Origin of the sequence: Nonomuraea sp. NPDC049158 (assembly GCF_040648335.1) — a bacterium.
Lineage (GTDB): Bacteria > Actinomycetota > Actinomycetes > Streptosporangiales > Streptosporangiaceae > Nonomuraea.
This window is the reverse complement of record NZ_JBEZDM010000024.1, coordinates 136076-155771: the sequence shown is the minus strand read 5'-3', so window position 1 is coordinate 155771 and position 19696 is coordinate 136076. Positions and strand designations below refer to the sequence as shown.

Below are 19696 nucleotides of genomic sequence, written 5' to 3'. Positions count from 1 at the left end.
GAAGCCGTGCCTGGACCGCATTACGTCGCCGCCATCGACCAGGGCACCACGTCGAGCAGGTGCATGGTGTTCGACCAGGCCGGCCGGATCGTCTCGGTGGCGCAGCGGGAGCACCGGCAGATCTTCCCCCGGCCCGGCTGGGTCGAGCACGACGCCGCCGAGATCTGGGAGGCCGTCCAGGGCGTGGTGGCCGAGGCCGTCACCGGCAGCGGCATCGACTTCGGCCAGCTCGTCGCCCTCGGCATCACCAACCAGCGCGAGACCACCGTCCTGTGGGACCGCCACACCGGGCGGCCCGTGGCCAACGCGATCGTCTGGCAGGACACCCGTACCGACGCCCTGGTCCGGACCCTGGCCGGGCACGAGCAGCTCTTCCGCGAGCGGGCCGGGCTGCCGCTGGCCACCTACTTCGCCGGGCCGAAGATCCGCTGGCTGCTCGACGAGACCCCCGGGCTGCGGGAGCGGGCCGAGCGCGGCGACGTGCTGTTCGGCACCGTCGACAGCTGGCTGATCTGGCGGCTCACCGGTCGCCACGTCACCGACGTCACCAACGCCAGCCGGACGATGCTGATGAACCTGCGCACCCTGAGCTGGGACGACGAGCTGCTCGCCGCGCTCGGCGTGCCGCGCGCGATGCTGCCGGAGATCCGCCCCTCGGCCGAGGTCTACGGCACCACCGGCGACGGCGTGCCGGTGGCGGCGGCGCTGGGGGACCAGCAGGCGGCCCTGTTCGGCCAGACGTGCTTCGGCCCGGGCGAGACCAAGAGCACCTACGGCTCCGGAAGCTTCCTGCTGATGAACACCGGCACCGAGCCCGTCGCCTCCAAGCACGGGCTGCTCACCACCGTCGGCTACCAGATCGGCGACGCCCCCGCCACGTACGCGCTGGAGGGCTCGATCGCCGTCACCGGCTCGCTCGTGCAGTGGCTGCGCGACAACCTCGGCCTGATCTCCAGCGCCGCCGAGATCGAGACCCTCGCGGGCACGGTCGAGGACAACGGCGGCTGCTACTTCGTCCCGGCGTTCTCCGGCCTGTTCGCCCCGCACTGGCGCTCCGACGCGCGCGGGGTCATCGCCGGGCTGACCGGGTTCGTCACCAAGGGGCACATCGCGCGCGCCGTGCTGGAGGCGACTGCCTGGCAGACGCGCGAAGTGGTCGACGCGATGAACGCCGACGCCGGCCTGGCGCTCACCTCCCTGCGCGCCGACGGCGGCATGACCGCCAACAACCTGCTCATGCAGATCCTGGCCGACGTGCTCGCGGTGCCGGTGGTACGCCCGATGGTGTCGGAGACCACCTGCCTGGGCGCCGCCTACGCGGCCGGGCTGGCCACCGGCTACTGGCCCGATACCGACAGCCTGCGGGCCAACTGGCACAAGGCGGCCGAGTGGCGGCCGAAGATCGGCCAGGACGTCCGCGACCGCGAATACCGCAACTGGCGCAAGGCCATCGACCGAAGCCTCGACTGGAGCACGCCATGACCACGACCGCCTCCCGCGCCGAGACCCGCGAGGAGCTGTCCAGGGGCACCTACGACCTGCTGGTCATCGGCGGCGGCATCCTCGGGACCTCCGTCACCTGGATGGCCGCCCAGGCGGGCCTGCGGGTCGCCATGGTCGACGGCGGCGACTTCGCCGGGGCCACCTCCAGCGCCTCCTCCAAGCTCGTCCACGGCGGCCTGCGTTACCTGCAGACGGGCAACGTCAAACTGGTCGCCGAGAACCACCGCGAACGCCGGGCGCTGGCCGGCGACATCGCCCCCCACCTGGTCAAGCCGCTCTCCTTCGTGGTGCCGGTCTATCGCGGCGGCCCGCACGGCGCCGCCAAGCTGGGCGCGGGGGTGTTCCTCTACTCGGCGCTGTCGGTGTTCGGCGACGGACTCGGCCGGGTCATCACCCCGCACCAGGCGCTGGCCAGGGTGCCCGCGCTCCGCTCCGAGGGGCTGCGCGCCGCCGCCGTCTACGGCGACCACCAGATGAACGACAGCCGGGTCGCGGTGATGACCGTGCGCGCCGCCGTCGACGCGGGCGCGGTCGTGCTCAACCACGCCGAGGTCGTCGGCCTGCGCGAGAGCGGCGGCACGGTCTCGGGAGCGGAGTTGCGCGACCGGCTCGACGGTACGGAGTTCGGCGTCGAGGCCGGCCTCGTGCTGAACGCCACCGGCCCGTGGGTGGACCACCTGCGGCGCATGGAGGACCCCGGGGCCGCGCCGAGCATCCGCCTGTCGAAGGGCGCCCACCTGGTCATGCGCCGCCACGAGCCGTGGAAGGCGGCCCTGACCACCCCGATCGACAAATACCGCGTGTCCTTCGCCATCCCGTGGGAGGACCACCTGCTGCTCGGCACCACCGACGAGGCCTACGAGGGCGACCCGGCCGACGTACGCGCCACCGACGCCGACGTGGCCCAGATCCTCGACGAGGCCGGGCACGCCGTACGCGAGTCGCAACTGCGGCGCGAGGACATCACCTACGCCTTCGCCGGGCTGCGCGTGCTACCGGGTGGCCCCGGCGGCGTGTCGTCGGCCAAGCGGGAGACGGTGCTCAGCCGGGGCAAGGGCGGCATGCTGTCGGTGGCGGGCGGCAAGTGGACCACCTACCGGCACATCGGCAAGCTCGTCCTGGACATGCTCGCCCACCTGCCGGGTCACCCGCTCGGCGACGACCTCGCGGCCATCCTGCCCGCCATGCCGCTGCCCGGCCTGGCCAGCCCGGATGCCGTCGCGATGCGCCTGTGGACCGACCGCGAGCCAGGCACCCGGATGGACCCGCTGGTGGCCCGCCATCTCGCCTCCCACTACGGCTCGATCGCGTTCGACCTGGCCCGGCTCATCCGCGACACGCCCGCGCTGGGCGAGCGGATCCATCCGGACGGGCCGGACATCTGGGCGCAGGCGGTCTACGCGCGCGACCACGAGTGGGCGGCGACGGTCGACGACGTCGTACGGCGCCGCACCACCCTCACGGTCCGCGGCCTCGACACCCCGGAGGTCCGCACCCGCGTCGAGACGCTCCTCACGGGCGGCCCGGTTCCCGCGTCCTGACCACCACGAGGGCCCTCACCGCGAGGGCCCGTGACCGCGAGGGCCCTCACCACGAGGGCCCGTCACCGCCGGGGCCGGTCGCTGTCCAGGCCCGCTCCGAAAGGGCCCGCTCCCAAAGCGCCCGCTGCCAAGGCGCGGCGGGTTCGCGGGCCCGTCAGGTCTGTTCGTAGCGGGCGCGCAGGCGGGTCTTGGCCAGGTCTGTCGCGCCCAGGTGCTCCAGGCCGTTGAGAGCGGCGCCGACGATCGGCGGGACGTCGGCGACCACGAGCTTGGCCCGCGGCGCCCTGGCGGCGAAGGAGGCGTCCAGGAGGGCCGTGAGGAGCGGGTCGCGGGCCCGCAGGATGCCGCCGCCCAGCACCACCTCCGTGGGCGTCTCCAGCAGGTCCAGGCGGCGCAGGCAGACCTCCGCCAGCACGGTGATCTCCTCCGCCTGGCGTTCCACCAGCGATCTGGCGATCGGGTCGCCCGCCGCGGCCGTGGCGAAGACGCCCGGCGTGAGCTCGTGCAGGCGGTCTTCGTCCAGGCGGCCGAAGTGGAACTCCAGGATCAGCTCCTCGACCGTGCGCACGCCGAAGTGCCGTGTGCACAGCTCCGCCAGCGCGGTCGCCGGTCCGCGGCCGTCCTCGGCGCGGGCGGCGTGCCACAGCGCCTCCTCCGCGACGCCCTGGCCGCCGCCCCAGTCGCCGCTGAGGCGCCCGAGCGCGGGGAAGCGGGCCACCTGGCCGCTGGGGGAGACGCCGACCGCGTTGATGCCCGCGCCGCACACCACGGCCACGCCCCAGGAGTTCGAGGCGCCGGCCCGGAGCAGGGCGAAGGTGTCGTTGCGGACGGAGATGTCTGGGCCGAAGCCCCGGCGGGCGAACTCGCGGGCCAAGGCCTCCTCCTCGACCGGCAGATCGGCCCCCGCCAGGTAGGCCGCCACATGATCGAACCGGCCCGCGACAACGGGCCGGTCGGCGGAGCGGTCCGAGGAACGGTCGGGGGAGCGGTCCGAGGAACGGTCGGGGGAGTGGTCCGAGGAACGGTCGGGGGAGTGGTCCGGCGAGCGATCAGCGGAACGGTCCGGGGAGGGCCCAGAGGAGGTGGCCGGCGAGTGGACCGGGCCGGAGGCGCTGCCCGGCGGCAGTTGCGTGAGCGCCTGCCGTACCGCCTCCTCCACCGCGTCCAGCGCCGCCGGGACGCCGTCGCTCTGCGGCGCGAACGGGCCCGCGCGGCCGGTGGCCAGCACATCGCCGTCCTCCGTGACCAGCGCCACGTCGGTCTTGCTGTTGCCGCCGTCGACCGCGAGGACGAGCCTGCGGTGCTCCACTATCTCACCGTCCACGGAAGGTAGGCGTGGTTGGCGTCCAGCAGCAGGCCGGTCAGCTCCTCAGTGGTCGCGTCCTGCCCGATCAGGGGATGGGCCAGCAGGGCGTTACGTACGCGGTCCGCGCCGCCGTGCCGGGCCGCCTCGAGGGCGAGCGTCTCATAGGCGGACACGTGCGCGATCAGCCCCGCGAACAGCGGCTCGACCGGCGGCACCGGCAGCGGCTCGGCCCCGGCGGCGGTGACGTGCGCGGGCACCTCGATCACCGTCTCGTCCCCCAGGAAGGGGAGTGTGCCGTGGTTGCGGACGTTCACCACGTGGGTGCCGGGGCGGTCGCCGAGCAGCGAGGCGATCAGCGCGACCGCCGCCTCGGAGTAGTAGGCGCCGCCGCGCTCGCCCAGCAGCGCCGGCTTCTCGACGACCGACGGGTCGGCGTACATCTCCAGCAGCTTCGTCTCCATCGCCGCCACCTCGGCCGCGCGCGACGGCTTGGCCCGCTGTTCCTCCACCACCGCGTCATGATCGTAGAAATAGCGTAGATAGTACGACGGCACCACACCGAGCCGGCGGAGCAGCTCGGGGCGGCCCAGGCCTTCGGCCAGCGACTCCGCGTGCTCGGCGAGCAGCGACGGCAGCACGTCCTCGCCGTCCAGGTACACGGCCCGTTCCCAGGTCAGGTGGTTGAGCCCGACGTGGCCGAGCGAGATCCGCGCCGGCGGCACGCCCAGCAGGTCGGCGACGTGGCGCTGGAAGCCGATCGCCACGTTGCACAGCCCGATCGCCCGGTGCCCGGCGTCCAGCAGCGCGCGGGTGACGATGCCGACCGGGTTGGTGAAGTCGACGATCCACGCCTGCGGCGCGTGCGTACGCACCTTCTCGGCGATCTCCAGCACGACCGGCACCGTGCGCAGCGCCTTGGCCAGCCCGCCCGCGCCGGTCGTCTCCTGCCCCACGCAGCCGCATCGCAGCGGCAGCGTCTCGTCCACGTCACGCGCCGCCTGCCCGCCCACGCGCAACTGGAACAGCACGACCTGCGCCCCCGAGACCCCCTCCTCGACGGACGAGGTGGCCAGCACCCGGGCCGGATGCCCGGCATGTGCCAGCATGCGGCGCGCCATCCCAGAAACCACCTCAAGTCGCGATAAATCGGGATCTATGAGTGCGATTTCTGAGACCGGCAGCTCATCACGGAGCCGCGCGAACCCGTCGATCAGCTCGGGCGTGTACGTCGAGCCGCCCCCCACCACGGCCAGTTTCAACCCTTCACTCCTGTCAATGTCACGCCCTCGATGAAGACCTTCTGGGCGAAGAAGAACACGATGATCACCGGAGCCATGACGAGCAGCGTCGCCGCCATGGTCAGATTCCACTGCACGCTGTGCAGCGCCTTGAACGAGGCCAGCCCCACCGACAGGGTCCAGCTGTCGACGTTGGTGGCGGCGTACAGCAGCGGCCCGTAGTAATCGTTCCAGCAATAGAAGAACTGGAACAGCGCCACCGCCGCGATGCCCGGCCTGGCCATCGGCAGGATCACCCGGATGAGCGTCCTGAAGTCGGTGCAGCCGTCCACCCGCGCCGCGTCGGTGTACTCGCGCGGGATCGAGAGCAGGAACTGCCGCAGCAGGAAGATCGAGAACGCGTCGCCGAGCAGCATCGGCAGGATCAGCGGCAGCAGCGTCCCGGTCAGGTCCAGCCGTGCCCAGATCAGGTAGATCGGCACCGCGACCACCTGGGGCGGCAGCATCATCATGGTGATGACCAGCAGGAACGCCAGCCTGCGCCCCGGAAAGCGGAACCGGGCCAGCGCGTAGGCCACCGGGATCGACGACACCAGCGTGAACAGCGTGCCGGCCACCGCGTAGATCATCGTGTTGCGCAGCCACAGCAGGATCGGCGACTTGGCGAACACCTCGCCGAAGTTGCCCCAGTTCCAGCTGTGCGGCCACAGCTCGTCGGTCAGCGTCTGGTTGTCGCTCATCACCGCCGTCAGCAGGACGAAGACCAGCGGCCCGATGAACGCGATCCCCAGCGCGACAGCCGTTGCGTGCGTGGCGATCCAGTACAGCATTCTCCTGGTACGGCCACGCCGCTCCCGGGCGCGCCGCCCGGCGGCCCGCGTGGGGGGCGCCACCAGCGTGGCGGTCATTCGGCCACCTCCTCGAACCCGCGGAACTGGCGCAGCAGGATCAGTGTGAACGCCATCGACGCCGCGAACAGCACCAGCGCCAGCACACAGGCGTAGCCCATCGCGTAGTCGCGGAAGCCTGTCTGGAACAGCCACTGCGGCAGCGTCAGGGTCGACATCTCCGGATAGCCGGGCACGAACGAGGTGCCCGGCGCGTCGGTGACACCCGCCGCGACCCGGGAGGCGATCATCGCCTGGGTGAAGTACTGCAGCGTGTAGATGACCCCGGTCACCGCCGAGAACATCAGCACGGGACGGATCGTCGGCAGCGTGATGCTGCGGAACTGCCGCCACGCCCCGGCCCCGTCGATGGCCGCCGCCTCGTACAGGTGCCGGGGCACGTCCAGCAGCGCCGCCAGGAAGATCACCATGATGTTGCCGACGCTCCACATGGCCAGCAACGTCAGCCCCGGCTTGGACCAGTCCTTGTCGCCGAACCAGTCGGGCCCCGAAATGCCCACCAGGGAGAGGATCCGGTTGACCGGCCCGGTGGCCGGGTTCAGCAGGAAGACGAACGCCACCGTCCCCGCCGTCACCGGCACCAGCGACGGCAGATAGAACAGCGTGCGGAAGAACCCCACGCCGGACTTCAGCTTGGTGACCAGCTGCGCCACGCCCAGGGCGAACAGCACCTGGGCGGGCACCATGACGACCACCAGCCAGGCCGTGTTCCGGATTGAGAGCCAGGCCCGCTCGTCCTGCATGAAGTAACGGTAGTTGGCCAGGCCGTTGAACTTCAGCGAGAACAGGTCGTAGTTGAAGAAGGAGAAGTACACGGTCGCCAGCAGCGGATAGGCGAAGAACACCCCGAACCCCACCAGCCACGGCGACAGCCACAGCAGGGCCCGGAACCCCTCCCGGCGCCTGAGCGGTACGCCCGCCACCTCAGCCGCCCGACAGCTTGAACTTGGCGTCGATGGTCTTGTCCACGCCCTTCAGCCCCGCGTCCAGGTCCTTGACCGAGCCCTTCTCCCACGAGGTGATGAACCCCTGCAGCGCCTCCTGGTTGAACACGCTGTTGACGTGCGCCGGGATCGTGCTCGTCTTCGGGTTGGCGAAGATGTCGAGGAAGGTCTGGAAGTGCTCGTCCTTCTTCAGCGCGGGCGACTCCAGCGCGGCCTTGGTGGTCGGCACGTTGCGGATGGCGTTGGCCAGCGTGACCAGCGCGTCGGTGTCGGTGGTCAGATACTTCACCAGCGCCCAGGCGGCCTCGGGGTTCTTGGCGCCCTTCGGCACGCCGATCACGGTGCCCGCGGTGAAGCCGCTGCCGTACAGGTCGGGCTTGGCGTCGTCGACCGGCATGGGGGCGGTGCCGTAGTCGAGCTTGGGCGCCTCGTTGGCGATCATGGCCACCCGCCACTCGCCGTCGATGCCCATGGCGACCTTGCCCTGGTAGAAGGGGTGCTTGCCGGAGAACTCGTCACCCAGGCTCTTGCGGAACTTGTCCAGGTTGGCGTAGCCGTACCAGTCGACGAGCTCCTTCTGCCAGTTCAGCAGCGTCTTCCAAGCGGGGTCGGAGCCGATCGCCGAGGTGCCGTCGGGGTTGGTCCACTTGGCGCCGACCATGGCGCCCCAGTGACCCGCGGTGTTCTCGTAGTACTGGCCGCTCGGGATGAACCCGGCGACCTTGATGGTGCCGTCGGGGTTGCGGACCGTGAGCTCCTTGGCCAGCTTGGTCAGCTCCGACAGGGTCTTGGGCGGCTGCTTGCCCTTCATCAGGGCCTTGTTGTAGTAGAGGCCGTACGCGTCGGTCAGCAGCGGCATCACGCACCGCTTGCCCTCGTACTGGGTGTAGTCGTTCACGACCGGCGGCAGGCCCGACAGGTCGACGCCGTCCTGCTTGATCACCGGGTTGAGGTCCTGGAACACGCCGCTCTTGCACCAGGTCGCCACCGAGTCGGTGGTGAAGGACGAGGCCACGTCCGGCGGGCGGCCACCGCGTACGGCCTGGGTGATCTGCTCGTCCTGTACGCCCTTGACCAGCTTGACCTTGATCTGCGGATACTTCTGGTTGAACCCGGCGATGGCGTCGGTGAACGCCTTCACCTCCGAGTCCGCCGAGAACCCGTGCCACAGCTCGATGGAGGCGGCCGGCAGCGCGGTCGGCGCGGTGCCGCTGGGCTTGGACTGGGAGCCGAGAGCGGGACCGCCCTCTTTGCCCGCGGTACACGCGGCCAGAGTCAGGACGGCGAGCCCTGCGGCCGCCAAGGGGACGAAGCGCACGGGGGGTGCCTCCTCATGGCGTTACTCATGTCGTTGAACACTCATGTCGTTGAACACTCATGTTGGTGTAGCTCAGGGAGTAGGGACCGTAGAGCCGAAGACCTCGTCGCGGACGAGATCGAGGGCGAGGTCGAGCGCGCCGGCGAGGACGGGGTTGCCCTCGACGGACGACAGGCGCAGCCGGGGCCGCGGGATGGTCAGCGCGTGCAGTTCGTGCTCGACCAGCTCGCGCAGGGGTTCGCCGCCCGACAGCACCACGCCGCCGGTCAGCACGATGAGCCCGGGATCGATGACGGAGGTGATGGCGGCCAGGCCCACCGCCAGCCGCGCGGCGATGTCGCGCAGCCCCGCCCTCGCGTCGTCGGCCTTCTGGCCCGTCTGGTGGTCGTCCGCCGCGCGCACCGCGTTCGTGATGGCCTGGCGGAAGTCCGTGCCGCGCACGCCGTACGAGCGCAGCAGCTTCAGCACGGCGGGGCCGCCGGTGAGCGCCTGGTAGCCGTGGTTGGCGTAGCGGCCCGCCTCGCGGGCCGTCGGCGCGCCCGGGGTCGGCATGTAGCCGACCTCGCCCGCGCCGCCGGTGGCGCCCCGGTGCATCCGCCCGCCCAGCACGATGGCCGAGCCGATGCCCTCATCGGCCCACAGCAGCACGAAGTCGGAGTCGCCGCGGGCGGCCCCGTGCGCCATCTCGGCCAGCGCGACCAGGTTGACGTTGTTCTCCACCGACACCGGCACGCCGAGCCCCTCGGCGAGGGTCGGCACCAGGTCGCCGATCTGCCAGCCCGGCATGTCCTTGGCGGTGGCGTAGCCGAGCCGGCCGGTGGACGGGTCGATCGCCGCCTGCACGCCGATCACCACCCGGCGCAGCGGGCCGGGGGAGCCCGCGCCGTCGAGCGCCGCGCGCAGCCTGGCGACCAGCTCGCCCCCCGGCCGGCGCGGGGTGGGCAGCGTGTACGAGCCCACGGTCGTGCCGGTGATGTCGGCGACCCTGGCCTCGATCCGGGCGGGGGTGACGTCCAGCGCGCCCACGTAGGCCGCCGCCGGGTTGATCCGGTAGACCTCCGCGGTACGGCCCGGCAGCCCCTCCCTGATGCCGTCGAGCACCACCAGCCCCGCCTCCTGCAGACGGGACAGCAGTTGCGAGGCCGTCGGCTTCGACAGCCCGGTCAGGGTGCCGATCTCAGGGCGGGTCAGCGGGCCGCGCTCCAGGAGGGCCTGCAACGCCGCGCGATCATTGATCGCACGGAGCAGACTGGGAGTACCTGGTACCGGACCGCTCAACTTCCACCCCTTGACCCGAAGTTAGGAAACTTTCCTAACTTGATGCGAACCTAAGAGGCCCGGAGGGTTTCGGTCAAGGGGTGAAACCAAGCCGTGACCGGATGCGGGCCGGGATGTGGCGCGGGAAGATGGGAGTGCCTCAACAGGCATGCTAATGTCGTCGTTTGTTGTAACAACAAGCAGAATGGCCCGGAGTGTCCCATTAACAACAATAATGGTCAGGCGGCAACTCGTCAAACAGAGCTCGCAAGGGAGCAGGAGTACGTCGCCCGCCTCTATGCCCGCCTCGACGCGTTGCGTGAACGCACCCAGAGCCAGCTGAAGGAGGTGCTCGGCACCGGCGCCGTCGGCACGCTGCAGAACAGGTCGGAGCGCGACACGTTCGCCGGCATGTACGCCTCCAGGCTGGCGCGGCTCTGGGCGGTGGAGCGCGGGCTGGTGTTCGGCCGGCTCGATCACGTAGACGAGGGCAGGCTCTACATCGGCAAGCTCGGCATCACCGACGACGAGCAGGAGCGGCTGCTCATCGACTGGCGCGCGCCCGTGGCCCAGCCGTTCTACCGCGCCACCCCGGCCGCGCCCATGGGCCTCACCAGGAGGCGGCACCTGCAGACCAAGGGCCGCGTGGTCATCGGCGTCGACGACGACCTGCTCGACTTCGACACGCTGACCGACGAGGACCGCGCCACGCTCAACGGCGAGGCCGCGCTGCTGGCCGCCCTCGACGAGCGGCGCACCGGCCGGATGCGCGACATCGTCGCCACCATCCAGGCCGAGCAGGACCGCGTCATCCGCGCCGACCTCAACGGCGTGCTGGTCGTCCAGGGCGGCCCGGGCACCGGCAAGACCGTCGTGGCCCTGCACCGCGCCGCGTACCTCCTCTACACCCACAGGGAGCGCCTCGAACGCCGCGGTGTGCTGATCCTCGGCCCCAACCTCACCTTCCTGCGCTACATCGAGCAGGTATTGCCCTCGCTGGGCGAGACCGACGTGCTGCTGTCGACGGTCGGCGAGCTCTATCCCGGCCTGACGGCCACCGCCAGGGACCGGCCGGAGGTGGCCGCGATCAAGGGCGACCTCCGTATGGCCGAGGTGATCGAGCGGGCCGTACGCGACCGGCAGCGGGTGCCCCGCAAGCCCATCGAGCTGAACCTGGGCCGCTACACCCTCACCATCGACCGCAACATGCTCGAATCGGCCAAGAACAAGGCCATCCGCTCGCGCCGGGCGCACAACCAGGCGCGCGCGGTGTTCGTCAGGTCGCTGCTCAACGCCCTGGCCAGGCAGGCGGCCAAGAAGCTCGGCAAGGGCCTCATCGACGACGACGAGCTGGCCGACCTGCGGGAGGAGCTGCGTACCGAGCAGCCGGTCAAGGCCGCGCTGAACAGGATGTGGCCGTACTTGACCCCGCAGCGGCTGCTCATCGGCCTGTACGGCTCGCCGGAGCGGCTCGACCACGCCGCCGCGGCCCTGACCCCGCAGGAGCGCGCGCTGCTGCGGCGTGAGGGAGGGGAGTGGACCGAGTCCGACGTGCCGCTGCTCGACGAGGCGGCCGAACTGCTCGGCGAGATCGACGAGCAGGTGCTGCGCGCCAGCGCCCTGCAGGCCGAGGAGGAGCTCGCCGCGGCGCGGCAGGCGGCGGAGCACGAGCGTGAGGCCGAGCTCGCCTACGCCCGTGAGGTGCTCGAACTGACGGGCCTGTCCGACGTCATGGAGGCCGAGCGCCTGGCCGAACGCCAGCGCGGCGAGGGACCCTACCTCACCACCGCCGAGCGGGCCGCCGCCGACCGCGCCTGGGCCTACGGTCACGTGATCGTGGACGAGGCGCAGGAGCTGTCGGCCATGGCCTGGCGGGTGATCATGCGGCGGGTGCCCACCCGGTCGATGACGATCGTCGGCGACATCGCGCAGACCGGCTCGATGGCCGGGGCCCGCTCGTGGAAGCAGGTGCTCGACCCGTATGTGGCGGGGCGCTGGCGCCAGGAGCGGCTCACCGTCAACTACCGCACGCCGGTGGAGCTCATGGAGGTCGCCGCCCGCGTGCTGGCCACCATCGACCCGGCGCTCGAGGCGCCCGCGTCGGTTCGCGAGATCGGCGCCGAGCCCTGGTCGGCGCCGCTGTCCGCGCTGCCCGAGCTGGTCAAGGCCGAGGTCGGGGAGGGCGGCAAGGTCGCCGTGGTGGTCCCCGACGCGCTGCTCGGCGAGCTCGGCAAGGTGATCTCCGACACGGTGGAGGGGGCCGCCGTGGTCTCCTCCCGCGCCACTCGGAGCACCGCGGCGCTCGACGCCCCCGTGGCCGTGCTCGGGGTGACCGATGCGAAGGGGCTGGAGTTCGATTCGGTCATCGTGGCCGAGCCGGACCTGATAGCCTCGCAGTCGCCGCGCGGCCTGAGTGACCTATATGTCGCTCTCACCCGGGCCACCCAGCGGCTCGGCGTCGTCCACGAGCGGCCGCTGTCAGCCCTCCTGTCGGGGGCGCTGGGCGGCTTGCCAAGCCGCGCGTCCGGGCCGACAAATGGGCATTAGATCGCTTTAATGCGACAACGCAAGCATGTCCTACCTGCGGAAACTTGATGTTTCTGCTGATCGGGACACGGTTGACATCTGAGGTGGAGTCGGTAGTTTGCTGCGCAGTCCAGCACGGGACTTGGCCGGTTGGCCGTCTCTGACATCGTCGGATCCTGCGTCCGTGACGGAGCGTGACTCCGTCCACACAGCCAGGTGCAGGGCCGTCGGTCCGTCGAGTCGGGGCACCCCAACCGGGCGGGGGGTTGGACCCGGGACGGGCCCGGGAGCCCAGTAGACAACGGAATTCCGCGCTCGCCGCCGACGAGACGGGTCCGGTCCGAAGGGTTTCCGGGCCCTCTTCCCTCTCGTGCGCAGGATCGCCATCAGCGCCGGGTGGTCCCGTCAGGTCACGGGATCACCCTGCCGCTCCTTTCGCCGCCGCTCCTTTCGCCGCCGCTCCTCGCCCGATCGCGCCCACCCCTATCCTGGGACGTCCAGCGCCTGGGACCCCTATTTGCGGATCACCGGGTGCCGCGAGGGCCGAATCGCCGTCCGGGGGCGGTAGCGTTTTCGCAAGCAGGCGTGCGAACGGCGAGGAGAATCCCGCGTGGTGCAGGACAAGACGGGCCCACCGCCCACGGGCGGCGGAACCCCGCACACCCCTGACTCGCCCACGCCCGAATCCAGTCCGCCCGTGCCGCCCGCGCCTCCGTCGGGCGCGCCTGTTCCGTCCGGCACGCCCGTTCCGGCCCCGGACGCGTCCGCATCTCCATCCGATACGTCCGCTTCCGTCTCCGACGGGTCCGCTCCCGTGGGCCGGGGCGTGCGGGAGTCCGGACGCGTGCTGATGGCTCGGGTGGCCGCCGCCGTGGCCGGTGGGGGACTGCTGTTCCTCGCCTTTCCGCCCATCGACTGGTGGCCGGCCGCGCCGCTCGGCGTCACGCTGATCGTCGCCGCCCTCTACGGCACGCGCCCCCGGCGCGCCGCCTGGCTCGGCTACCTGGCCGCCGCCGTGTTCCTGTTCCCCGCCCTGGCCTGGGTACGCACGATCGGCGACGACGTCTGGGTGATGCTGGTCGGCGTCGAGAGCCTGTTCTACGCCGTGATGGCCGCCCTGGCCGCGCTGGTGTTCCGCCTGCGGCTGTGGCCGCTGTGGTTCGGCGGGCTCTGGGTGGCCATGGAGATGGCGCGCGGGCTGTTCCCCATCGGGGGCTTCCCCTGGGCGCGGCTGGCGTTCAGCCAGGGCGAGTCGCTGTTCACCGAGTACGCCGCGCTGGGCGGGGCGCCGCTGGTGTCGTTCGCCGTCGCGCTGTGCGGGGCCCTGCTCGCGTACGCGCTGCTGCGGCGGCCTCCGGACGCCCGGCGCGTCATCGGGCGGCTCGTGCCGGTGGCGCTCGCTCTGGCCGTGCCCCTGCTGACTCTGGCCGTGCCGAGGCCGGGCGACGAGGGGCGCACGGTCAACATCGGCATCGTGCAGGGCAACGTGCCGGGCCGCGGCATGTACGTCATGGGCGACGAACCCGCCGTTGTCCTGAAAAATCATGCCAACGAGACCAAAAAGCTGGCGCAGGCCGTACGAGACGGGAAACTCGCCAAGCCCGACATCGTCGTCCTCCCCGAGAACTCCACCGACATCGACCCCTACCGGGACGAGACCGCCCGCCAGATCATCGACGACTCCGTGAAGGACGTCGGGGTGCCCACGCTGGTCGGCGCTGTCGTGGCCATCGGCGAGGAGAACCGCGCGACCCGCAGCCTGGTCTGGGACCCGGTGACCGGGCCCGGCGCCTACTATGACAAGCAGCAGCTGGTGCCGTTCGGCGAGTACACACCCTTCAAGGAGATCGTGCTGGCGCTGTGGGAGCGGGCCGGTCTGGTGGGCCGGCAGTCGGTCCCGGGCACCAAGCCGGGCGACCTGAAGATGGGCCCGGTGACGATCGGCGCGGTCAACTGCTACGAGGTGGCCTATGACGGCACCGTGCGCGGGACCGTCAAGACCGGGGCCACGCCGCTGGTGGTGCAGACCAACAACGCCACCTACGCCGAGTCCAACCTGCCGCCGCAGCAGCTCGCGATGTCGAAGCTGCGGGCCGTCGAGCACAACAGGGCGGTCGTGACGGCGGCCACCACCGGCATCTCGGCCTACGTCACACCTGACGGTAAGGTCTCCTGGCAGACCCGCGAGCTCGTCGCGGACATGAACGTGGTGAAGGTGCCCGTGCGCACCCAGGCGACGGTCGCGACCCAGATCGGCGCGTTGCCAGAGTGGGCGCTGGCGTTGATGGGAGTGGCGGCCGCCGGGGTCGCCGCGTGGCGTGTCAGGCGCAAGGCGACCGGTGAGGAATGACTGATCATGGAGACTCTTGGCCGGATACTCATCGTCATACCGACCTACAACGAGCGCGACAACCTGCCGCTGATCACCGAGCGGGTGCGGACCGCCCTGCCGGACGTCCACGTGCTGGTGGTCGACGACAACAGCCCCGACGGCACCGGTGAGATCGCCGACGAGCTGGCCGGCAAGGACGACCATGTCCACGTCCTGCACCGGGCGGGCAAGGAAGGGCTGGGCGCCGCCTACATCGCCGCGTTCCGCTGGGGCCTCGACGAGGGCTACAACGTGCTGGTGGAGATGGACGCCGACGGCTCCCACCAGCCCGAGGAGCTGCACAAGCTGCTGGAGGCGGTCTCCGACGGCGCCGACCTGTCGATCGGGTCGCGCTGGGTGCCCGGCGGCAAGGTGGTCAACTGGCCCGTCTCCCGCGAGCTCCTGTCCAGGGGCGCCAACATCTACACGCGGCTCATGCTCGGCATGTCGGTGCGCGACGCGACCGCCGGGTTCCGCGTCTATCGCGCCGCGACGCTGGAGAAGATCGGGCTGGCCGACGTCGAGTCGCAGGGCTACTGCTTCCAGGTCGACCTCACCCTGCGGACGACCAGGCACGGCCTGCGGGTGGTCGAGGTGCCGATCACGTTCGTGGAGCGGACCGTCGGCACGAGCAAGATGAGCAGCCGCGTCATGGCCGAGTCGTTCTGGCGCATCGCCGTCTGGGGCCTGTCCGGCCTGCCCGCCCGGCTGCGCGGCAAGCGCGGCTGAGAACCTGTGGCCGCCCTCAGGTGGCGGCGGAACGGTTCGGGCGCGCCGGGCGTTGTCGTTGTGTACACGGTCCTTCGAATACGCCTTCAGACCTTTAGATACGTCGCGGGTGCGGATTGGGGAAGACGATGCGGCTCCTGCTTTTCCTGGCCTTCCTGATCGTCCCGGTGCTGGAGATCTGGCTGCTGATCCAGGTCGGCTCGGTGATCGGCGGCTGGACGACCGTGGCCCTGCTCATCGCCGACAGCCTGCTGGGCGCGTGGCTGGTACGGCGTGAGGGGCGCAGGGCCTGGCGGGCGCTGCAGGACGCGCTGCAGTCCGGCCGGATGCCCGACAAAGAGCTCGCCGACGGCGGCCTGATCCTGGTGGGCGGCGCGCTGCTGCTGACGCCGGGATTCCTCAGCGACATCCTCGGGTTCCTGTGCGTGCTGCCGGTCACGCGGCCGGCGATGCGGCGCCTGGTGTCCTGGTTCTTCGACCGCCGGGTCAAGAAGATGGCGGCGGCCTCGCCGTACGCGCACCTGTTCCCGACGCCGGGCGGCGGGCCCGTCGACGGACACGTCAGCGGGCGCGGCGCCGGTGTGGTGCACGGCGAAGTGATCAAGGAAGACCGCGAGCCGTCCTGATCGCGGGCCCTGCCGGCCTCTACTGGTCGGCAAGCCCAACTGGCCGCGAGCAATGCGAAGCCCCCGGACAAGATGTCCGGGGGCTTTCACCGTGAGAAGGTGTCAGGCGCTCTTTCGACGCTGGGCCCGCAGGACCGCCAGCCTCTCGTTGAGCACCTCTTCCAGGTCCTCGATGGACCGTCGCTCCAGGAGCATGTCCCAGTGCGTCCGCGGGGGCTTCGTCTTCTTCGACTCCGGCTGCTCGCCGTCGACCCGAACCGCGGTAGCGCCGCACATGCGGCACTCCCAGGTCGCGGGAATCTCGGCCTCGGCGGCAAGCGGAACCTCGAAGCGATGGCCCTTGGGACAGGTGTAGGACACGTCCTGGCGCGGGGCCAGATCCGTGTTACGGTCGTTCTCGTAGCTGGTTGCCCCGAGCCGGGTGCCACGAAGCGCGCGCTCGCCCATGTTTAAATGCCTCCTACAGGGCCCCCATCGTGAGGGGTCTGTCTCCCACGGTGTGTAACGCTTGGTACCGTGATGGGATTCCCCCCTGGGGGGTGATCCAATCTCTCTCTCCCCGAGGAGTTGCCCGCAAACGGGCTTCCGTCGGCGTTTCGGAGCTCCGGGCCACGTGAGAGCCATGGTGGTCCTGAGACAGTCTACGAATCGGCCTGACCGCAAGGCGGCCTTTGCTCGCTCCCTGTCATCCGGGACGGTAGCGCCGGATGGTGGTCGCGGCACGGGAGCGCCTGACGATGGCCAAGGGACGTCAAGACCGCCCCGCCGGGGGCGAGCGCCCACCGGCGGGGGACAGCGGGTCTAGCGCACGCCGTACAAGTGCTCGATGGCGAGCTGGTCCAGGTGCTCGAACGCGGCGCCGCGGGCGGCGAGCGCGTCGATGTCGGGGGTGAAGGAGCGCACGTCGCGCCAGCTCTCCCCGTCGGCGAGCGTCGGCACGGCCAGCTCGTCGAGCCGGGCCGCCCGCAGCGCCTCCCGCACCTCGGGGTCGGCGCGGAAGGCGCGCACCTTCTCCCGCAGGATCAGGTAGTTGCGCATGCACGCCGCCGCCGACGCCCACACGCCCTCGTCGTCCTCGGTGCGCGGCGGCTTGAAGTCGAAGTGGATGGGACCGGAGAAGCCGTTGGACTCCAGGACGTCGACGGTCCAGAAGGCGCCCCGGGCGTTGCCGGCGCCGAAGCGGAAGTCCTGGTCGTAGCGCGGGCCGTTCTGCCCGTTCAGGTCGATGTGGAACAGCTTGCCGTGCCACAGCGCCTGCGCGATGCCGTGCGCGTAGTTGAGCCCGGCCATCTCCTCGTGGCCCACCTCGGGGTTGAGCCCGACCAGCTCCGGGTGCTCCAGCTCGTTGATGAACGCCAGCGCGTGGCCGATGGTGGGCAGCAGGATGTCGCCCCTCGGCTCGTTGGGCTTGGGCTCGATCGCGAACTTGAGGTCGTAGTTGTGGTCCAGCACGTACGAGCCGAGTACGTCGAAGGCTTCCTTGTAGCGGTCGAGGGCCGCCTGGACGTCCTTGGCCGCGCCGCTCTCCGCGCCTTCCCTGCCTCCCCAGCACACGTACACCTGCGCGCCCAGCTCGGCGGCCAGGTCGATGTTGTCCATCACCTTGCGCAGCGCGAACCGGCGCACGTCGCGGTCGTTGGAGGTGAAGGCGCCGTCCTTGAAGATCGGGTGCGAGAACAGGTTGGTGGTCGCCGTGGTGACCACCAGGCCGGTCTCCTCCAGCGCCTTGCGGAACGCGCCGACCCGCTCGTCGCGGTCATGGCCGTCGAAGTCGAACACGTCGTTGTCGTGGAAGTTCACCCCGTACGCGCCGATCTCGGCGAGCTTGCGCACGGCCCGGTCGGCGGGCATGGGCGCCCTGGTCGCCGGTCCGAACACGTCGACGCCCGCCCAGCCGACGGTCCAGATGCCGAAGGAGAAACGGTCCTCGGGGGTGGGCGTGTAGGGGTCTACGCTCATGATCGATCCTCTCGGTGGTGCTGCCAGCCGGCCGTACGGTCGCGCAGCTCGGCGTACTGGTCACGGACATGGGGAGTGGGCGGCCCGTCGTACTCCTGGACCGGCTGGGCCGTCCAGACGGGCGGTTCGGGCGTGCCGGCCAGCGCCCAGGCGGCCTGGCGGGCCGCGCCGAGCGCCACGTATTCGGCCGGCTCGGGGACGGCGACGGGCTTGCCGAAGATCTGGGGGGCGATGCGGCGTACCGCCTCGGACTTCGCGCCGCCGCCGATCAGCAGCACGCGGCGCGGTCGTACGCCCTGCGCGGTCAGGTGGTCGATGGCGTCGGCCAGGGAGGACAGCAGCCCCTCGACCGCCGCCCGCGCCAGGTTCTCGCGTGTGGCGTTGCGCGTGGTCAGGCCGGTGAGCGTGCCCGAGGCGTCCGGCCGGTTCGGGGTGCGCTCGCCGTCGAGGTAGGGCAGCAGGGTGAGCCCTCCGGCGCCCGGCGGGGCGGCCAGCGCGAGCTCCGACAGCTCCGCCAGCGAGCAGCCGATCATCGACGCCGCCGAGGAGAGGATCCTGGCCGCGTTGAGCGTGGCCAGCAGCGGCATGAACCGCCCGGTCGCGTCCGCGAACCCGGCGACCATCCCCGAGGCGTCGGCGGCGGGCACCTCGCTCACCGCGAACACCGTGCCCGAGGTCCCGATGGACACCGCGACGTCGCCGGGCCGCAGCCCGAGCCCGAGCGCCGCGCCCATGTTGTCGCCGGTGCCCGGCCCGATCGCGGCGCCGCCCGGCAGGTGCCCGACGATCTCGTTAGGCCCGGCCACGCGGGGCAGGTCGACCTCGTGCCCGATCGCGGCCGACACGAACTCGGACAGGTACGCTCCCGTCGCCGGGGACCAGTATCCGGTGCCCGAGGCGTCGCCCCGGTCGGTCGTGAGGGCCCGGCGCTCGCCCAGCCGCCAGGTCAGCCAGTCGTGGGGGAGCAGCACGGCCGCGGTGCGGGCGGCCAGCTCCGGCTCGTGCTCGGCCATCCAGCGCAGCTTGGTGACCGTGAACGAGGCCACGGGCACGCTGCCGGTCAGCTCGGCCCACCGGGCCGGACCGCCCAGCTCGGCGGTCAGCCGGGTGGCCTGCGGCGCCGACCGCGTGTCGTTCCACAGCAGGGCGGGCCGCACCACCTCGCCGGAGCCGTCGAGCGCGACCATGCCGTGCTGCTGAGCCGCCACCGCGACGGCCGCGGCCCGCTCAAGCAGGTGCCGCCCCTTGTCGAGCGCGCTCTCCCAATGATGGGGATGGCACTCCGTGCCGTCGGGATGCGGGGCCGTGAACTCGTCGACCACTGTGCCGTCACCGGCCCGGCACAGCACGATCTTCGTCGACTGAGTCGAGGAGTCGACCCCGGCCACCAGTGCCTCTGTCACCAGGACTCCATATTAGTCAACTGTATGGATTAAATAGCGTAACAGACCCTCGAATCGCCAGGAAGAC

At 71.1% G+C, this 19696-nt stretch carries 15 protein-coding genes; 6 read left to right on the top strand and 9 right to left on the bottom strand.

Annotation, left to right across the window (positions count from 1 at the left end; translation table 11 throughout):
- The first annotated feature begins 6 nt into the window (after positions 1 to 6).
- Both glpK and AB0B61_RS38990 read left to right on the top strand, forming a co-directional pair.
- A complete protein-coding gene (gene glpK, locus AB0B61_RS38995; RefSeq protein ID WP_358443216.1) occupies positions 7 to 1482 on the top strand; it encodes a glycerol kinase GlpK in 1476 nt (491 codons plus the stop codon).
- Positions 1479 to 3044 carry a glycerol-3-phosphate dehydrogenase/oxidase gene (locus AB0B61_RS38990; RefSeq protein WP_358443213.1) on the top strand — a complete coding sequence of 522 codons (1566 nt, stop codon included), beginning with the start codon at positions 1479 to 1481 and terminating at the stop codon, positions 3042 to 3044. The genes glpK and AB0B61_RS38990 overlap by 4 nt, the downstream gene beginning before the upstream one ends.
- 154 nt (positions 3045 to 3198) lie before the next feature.
- On the opposite strand, the gene AB0B61_RS38985 is transcribed toward AB0B61_RS38990, so the two are convergent.
- The 6 genes from AB0B61_RS38985 to AB0B61_RS38960 form a co-directional block, all read right to left on the bottom strand.
- Positions 3199 to 4368 carry a BadF/BadG/BcrA/BcrD ATPase family protein gene (locus AB0B61_RS38985; RefSeq protein ID WP_358443209.1) on the bottom strand — a complete coding sequence of 390 codons (1170 nt, stop codon included), beginning with the start codon at positions 4366 to 4368 and terminating at the stop codon, positions 3199 to 3201.
- On the bottom strand, positions 4353 to 5609 hold the full coding sequence (locus tag AB0B61_RS38980) for a 6-phospho-beta-glucosidase (RefSeq protein WP_358443206.1): 1257 nt from the start codon (positions 5607 to 5609) through the stop codon (positions 4353 to 4355). The genes AB0B61_RS38985 and AB0B61_RS38980 overlap by 16 nt, the downstream gene beginning before the upstream one ends.
- Complete coding sequence (locus AB0B61_RS38975; protein WP_358443204.1) at positions 5606 to 6496, bottom strand: carbohydrate ABC transporter permease; 891 nt, start codon at positions 6494 to 6496, stop codon at positions 5606 to 5608. The genes AB0B61_RS38980 and AB0B61_RS38975 overlap by 4 nt, the downstream gene beginning before the upstream one ends.
- A complete protein-coding gene (locus tag AB0B61_RS38970) occupies positions 6493 to 7419 on the bottom strand; it encodes a sugar ABC transporter permease (RefSeq protein ID WP_358443201.1) in 927 nt (308 codons plus the stop codon). Before AB0B61_RS38970 ends, AB0B61_RS38975 begins: the two co-directional genes overlap by 4 nt.
- Before the next feature lies 1 nt (position 7420).
- The gene (locus AB0B61_RS38965; RefSeq protein ID WP_358443198.1) at positions 7421 to 8758 is read right to left on the bottom strand and encodes an ABC transporter substrate-binding protein; all 1338 of its coding nucleotides are present in this window, start codon (positions 8756 to 8758) and stop codon (positions 7421 to 7423) included.
- A gap of 72 nt (positions 8759 to 8830) precedes the next feature.
- Complete coding sequence (locus AB0B61_RS38960) at positions 8831 to 10036, bottom strand: ROK family transcriptional regulator (protein WP_358443195.1); 1206 nt, start codon at positions 10034 to 10036, stop codon at positions 8831 to 8833.
- A gap of 294 nt (positions 10037 to 10330) precedes the next feature.
- On the opposite strand from AB0B61_RS38960, the gene AB0B61_RS38955 reads away from it, so the two are divergent.
- From AB0B61_RS38955 to AB0B61_RS38940, 4 genes are all read left to right on the top strand, one after another.
- The gene (locus tag AB0B61_RS38955; protein ID WP_358443192.1) at positions 10331 to 12562 is read left to right on the top strand and encodes an ATP-binding domain-containing protein; all 2232 of its coding nucleotides are present in this window, start codon (positions 10331 to 10333) and stop codon (positions 12560 to 12562) included.
- Between the two features lie 829 nt (positions 12563 to 13391).
- On the top strand, positions 13392 to 14891 hold the full coding sequence (lnt, locus tag AB0B61_RS38950) for an apolipoprotein N-acyltransferase (RefSeq protein WP_358443254.1): 1500 nt from the start codon (positions 13392 to 13394) through the stop codon (positions 14889 to 14891).
- Between the two features lie 6 nt (positions 14892 to 14897).
- Entirely contained in the window at positions 14898 to 15641 is a 744-nt protein-coding gene (locus tag AB0B61_RS38945; RefSeq protein ID WP_358443189.1) for a polyprenol monophosphomannose synthase, read from the top strand.
- Between the two features lie 128 nt (positions 15642 to 15769).
- A complete protein-coding gene (locus AB0B61_RS38940; RefSeq protein WP_358443187.1) occupies positions 15770 to 16267 on the top strand; it encodes an FxsA family protein in 498 nt (165 codons plus the stop codon).
- Positions 16268 to 16369: 102 nt separating this feature from the next.
- Here the strand turns inward: AB0B61_RS38940 and AB0B61_RS38935 are convergent, their stop codons facing one another.
- From AB0B61_RS38935 to xylB, 3 genes are all read right to left on the bottom strand, one after another.
- Entirely contained in the window at positions 16370 to 16714 is a 345-nt protein-coding gene (locus AB0B61_RS38935; RefSeq protein WP_103962598.1) for an RNA polymerase-binding protein RbpA, read from the bottom strand.
- Positions 16715 to 17068: 354 nt separating this feature from the next.
- The gene (gene xylA / locus AB0B61_RS38930; RefSeq protein ID WP_358443184.1) at positions 17069 to 18226 is read right to left on the bottom strand and encodes a xylose isomerase; all 1158 of its coding nucleotides are present in this window, start codon (positions 18224 to 18226) and stop codon (positions 17069 to 17071) included.
- Entirely contained in the window at positions 18223 to 19629 is a 1407-nt protein-coding gene (gene xylB, locus AB0B61_RS38925) for a xylulokinase (RefSeq protein ID WP_358443182.1), read from the bottom strand. Before xylB ends, xylA begins: the two co-directional genes overlap by 4 nt.
- Between the last annotated feature and the right edge of the window lie 67 nt (positions 19630 to 19696).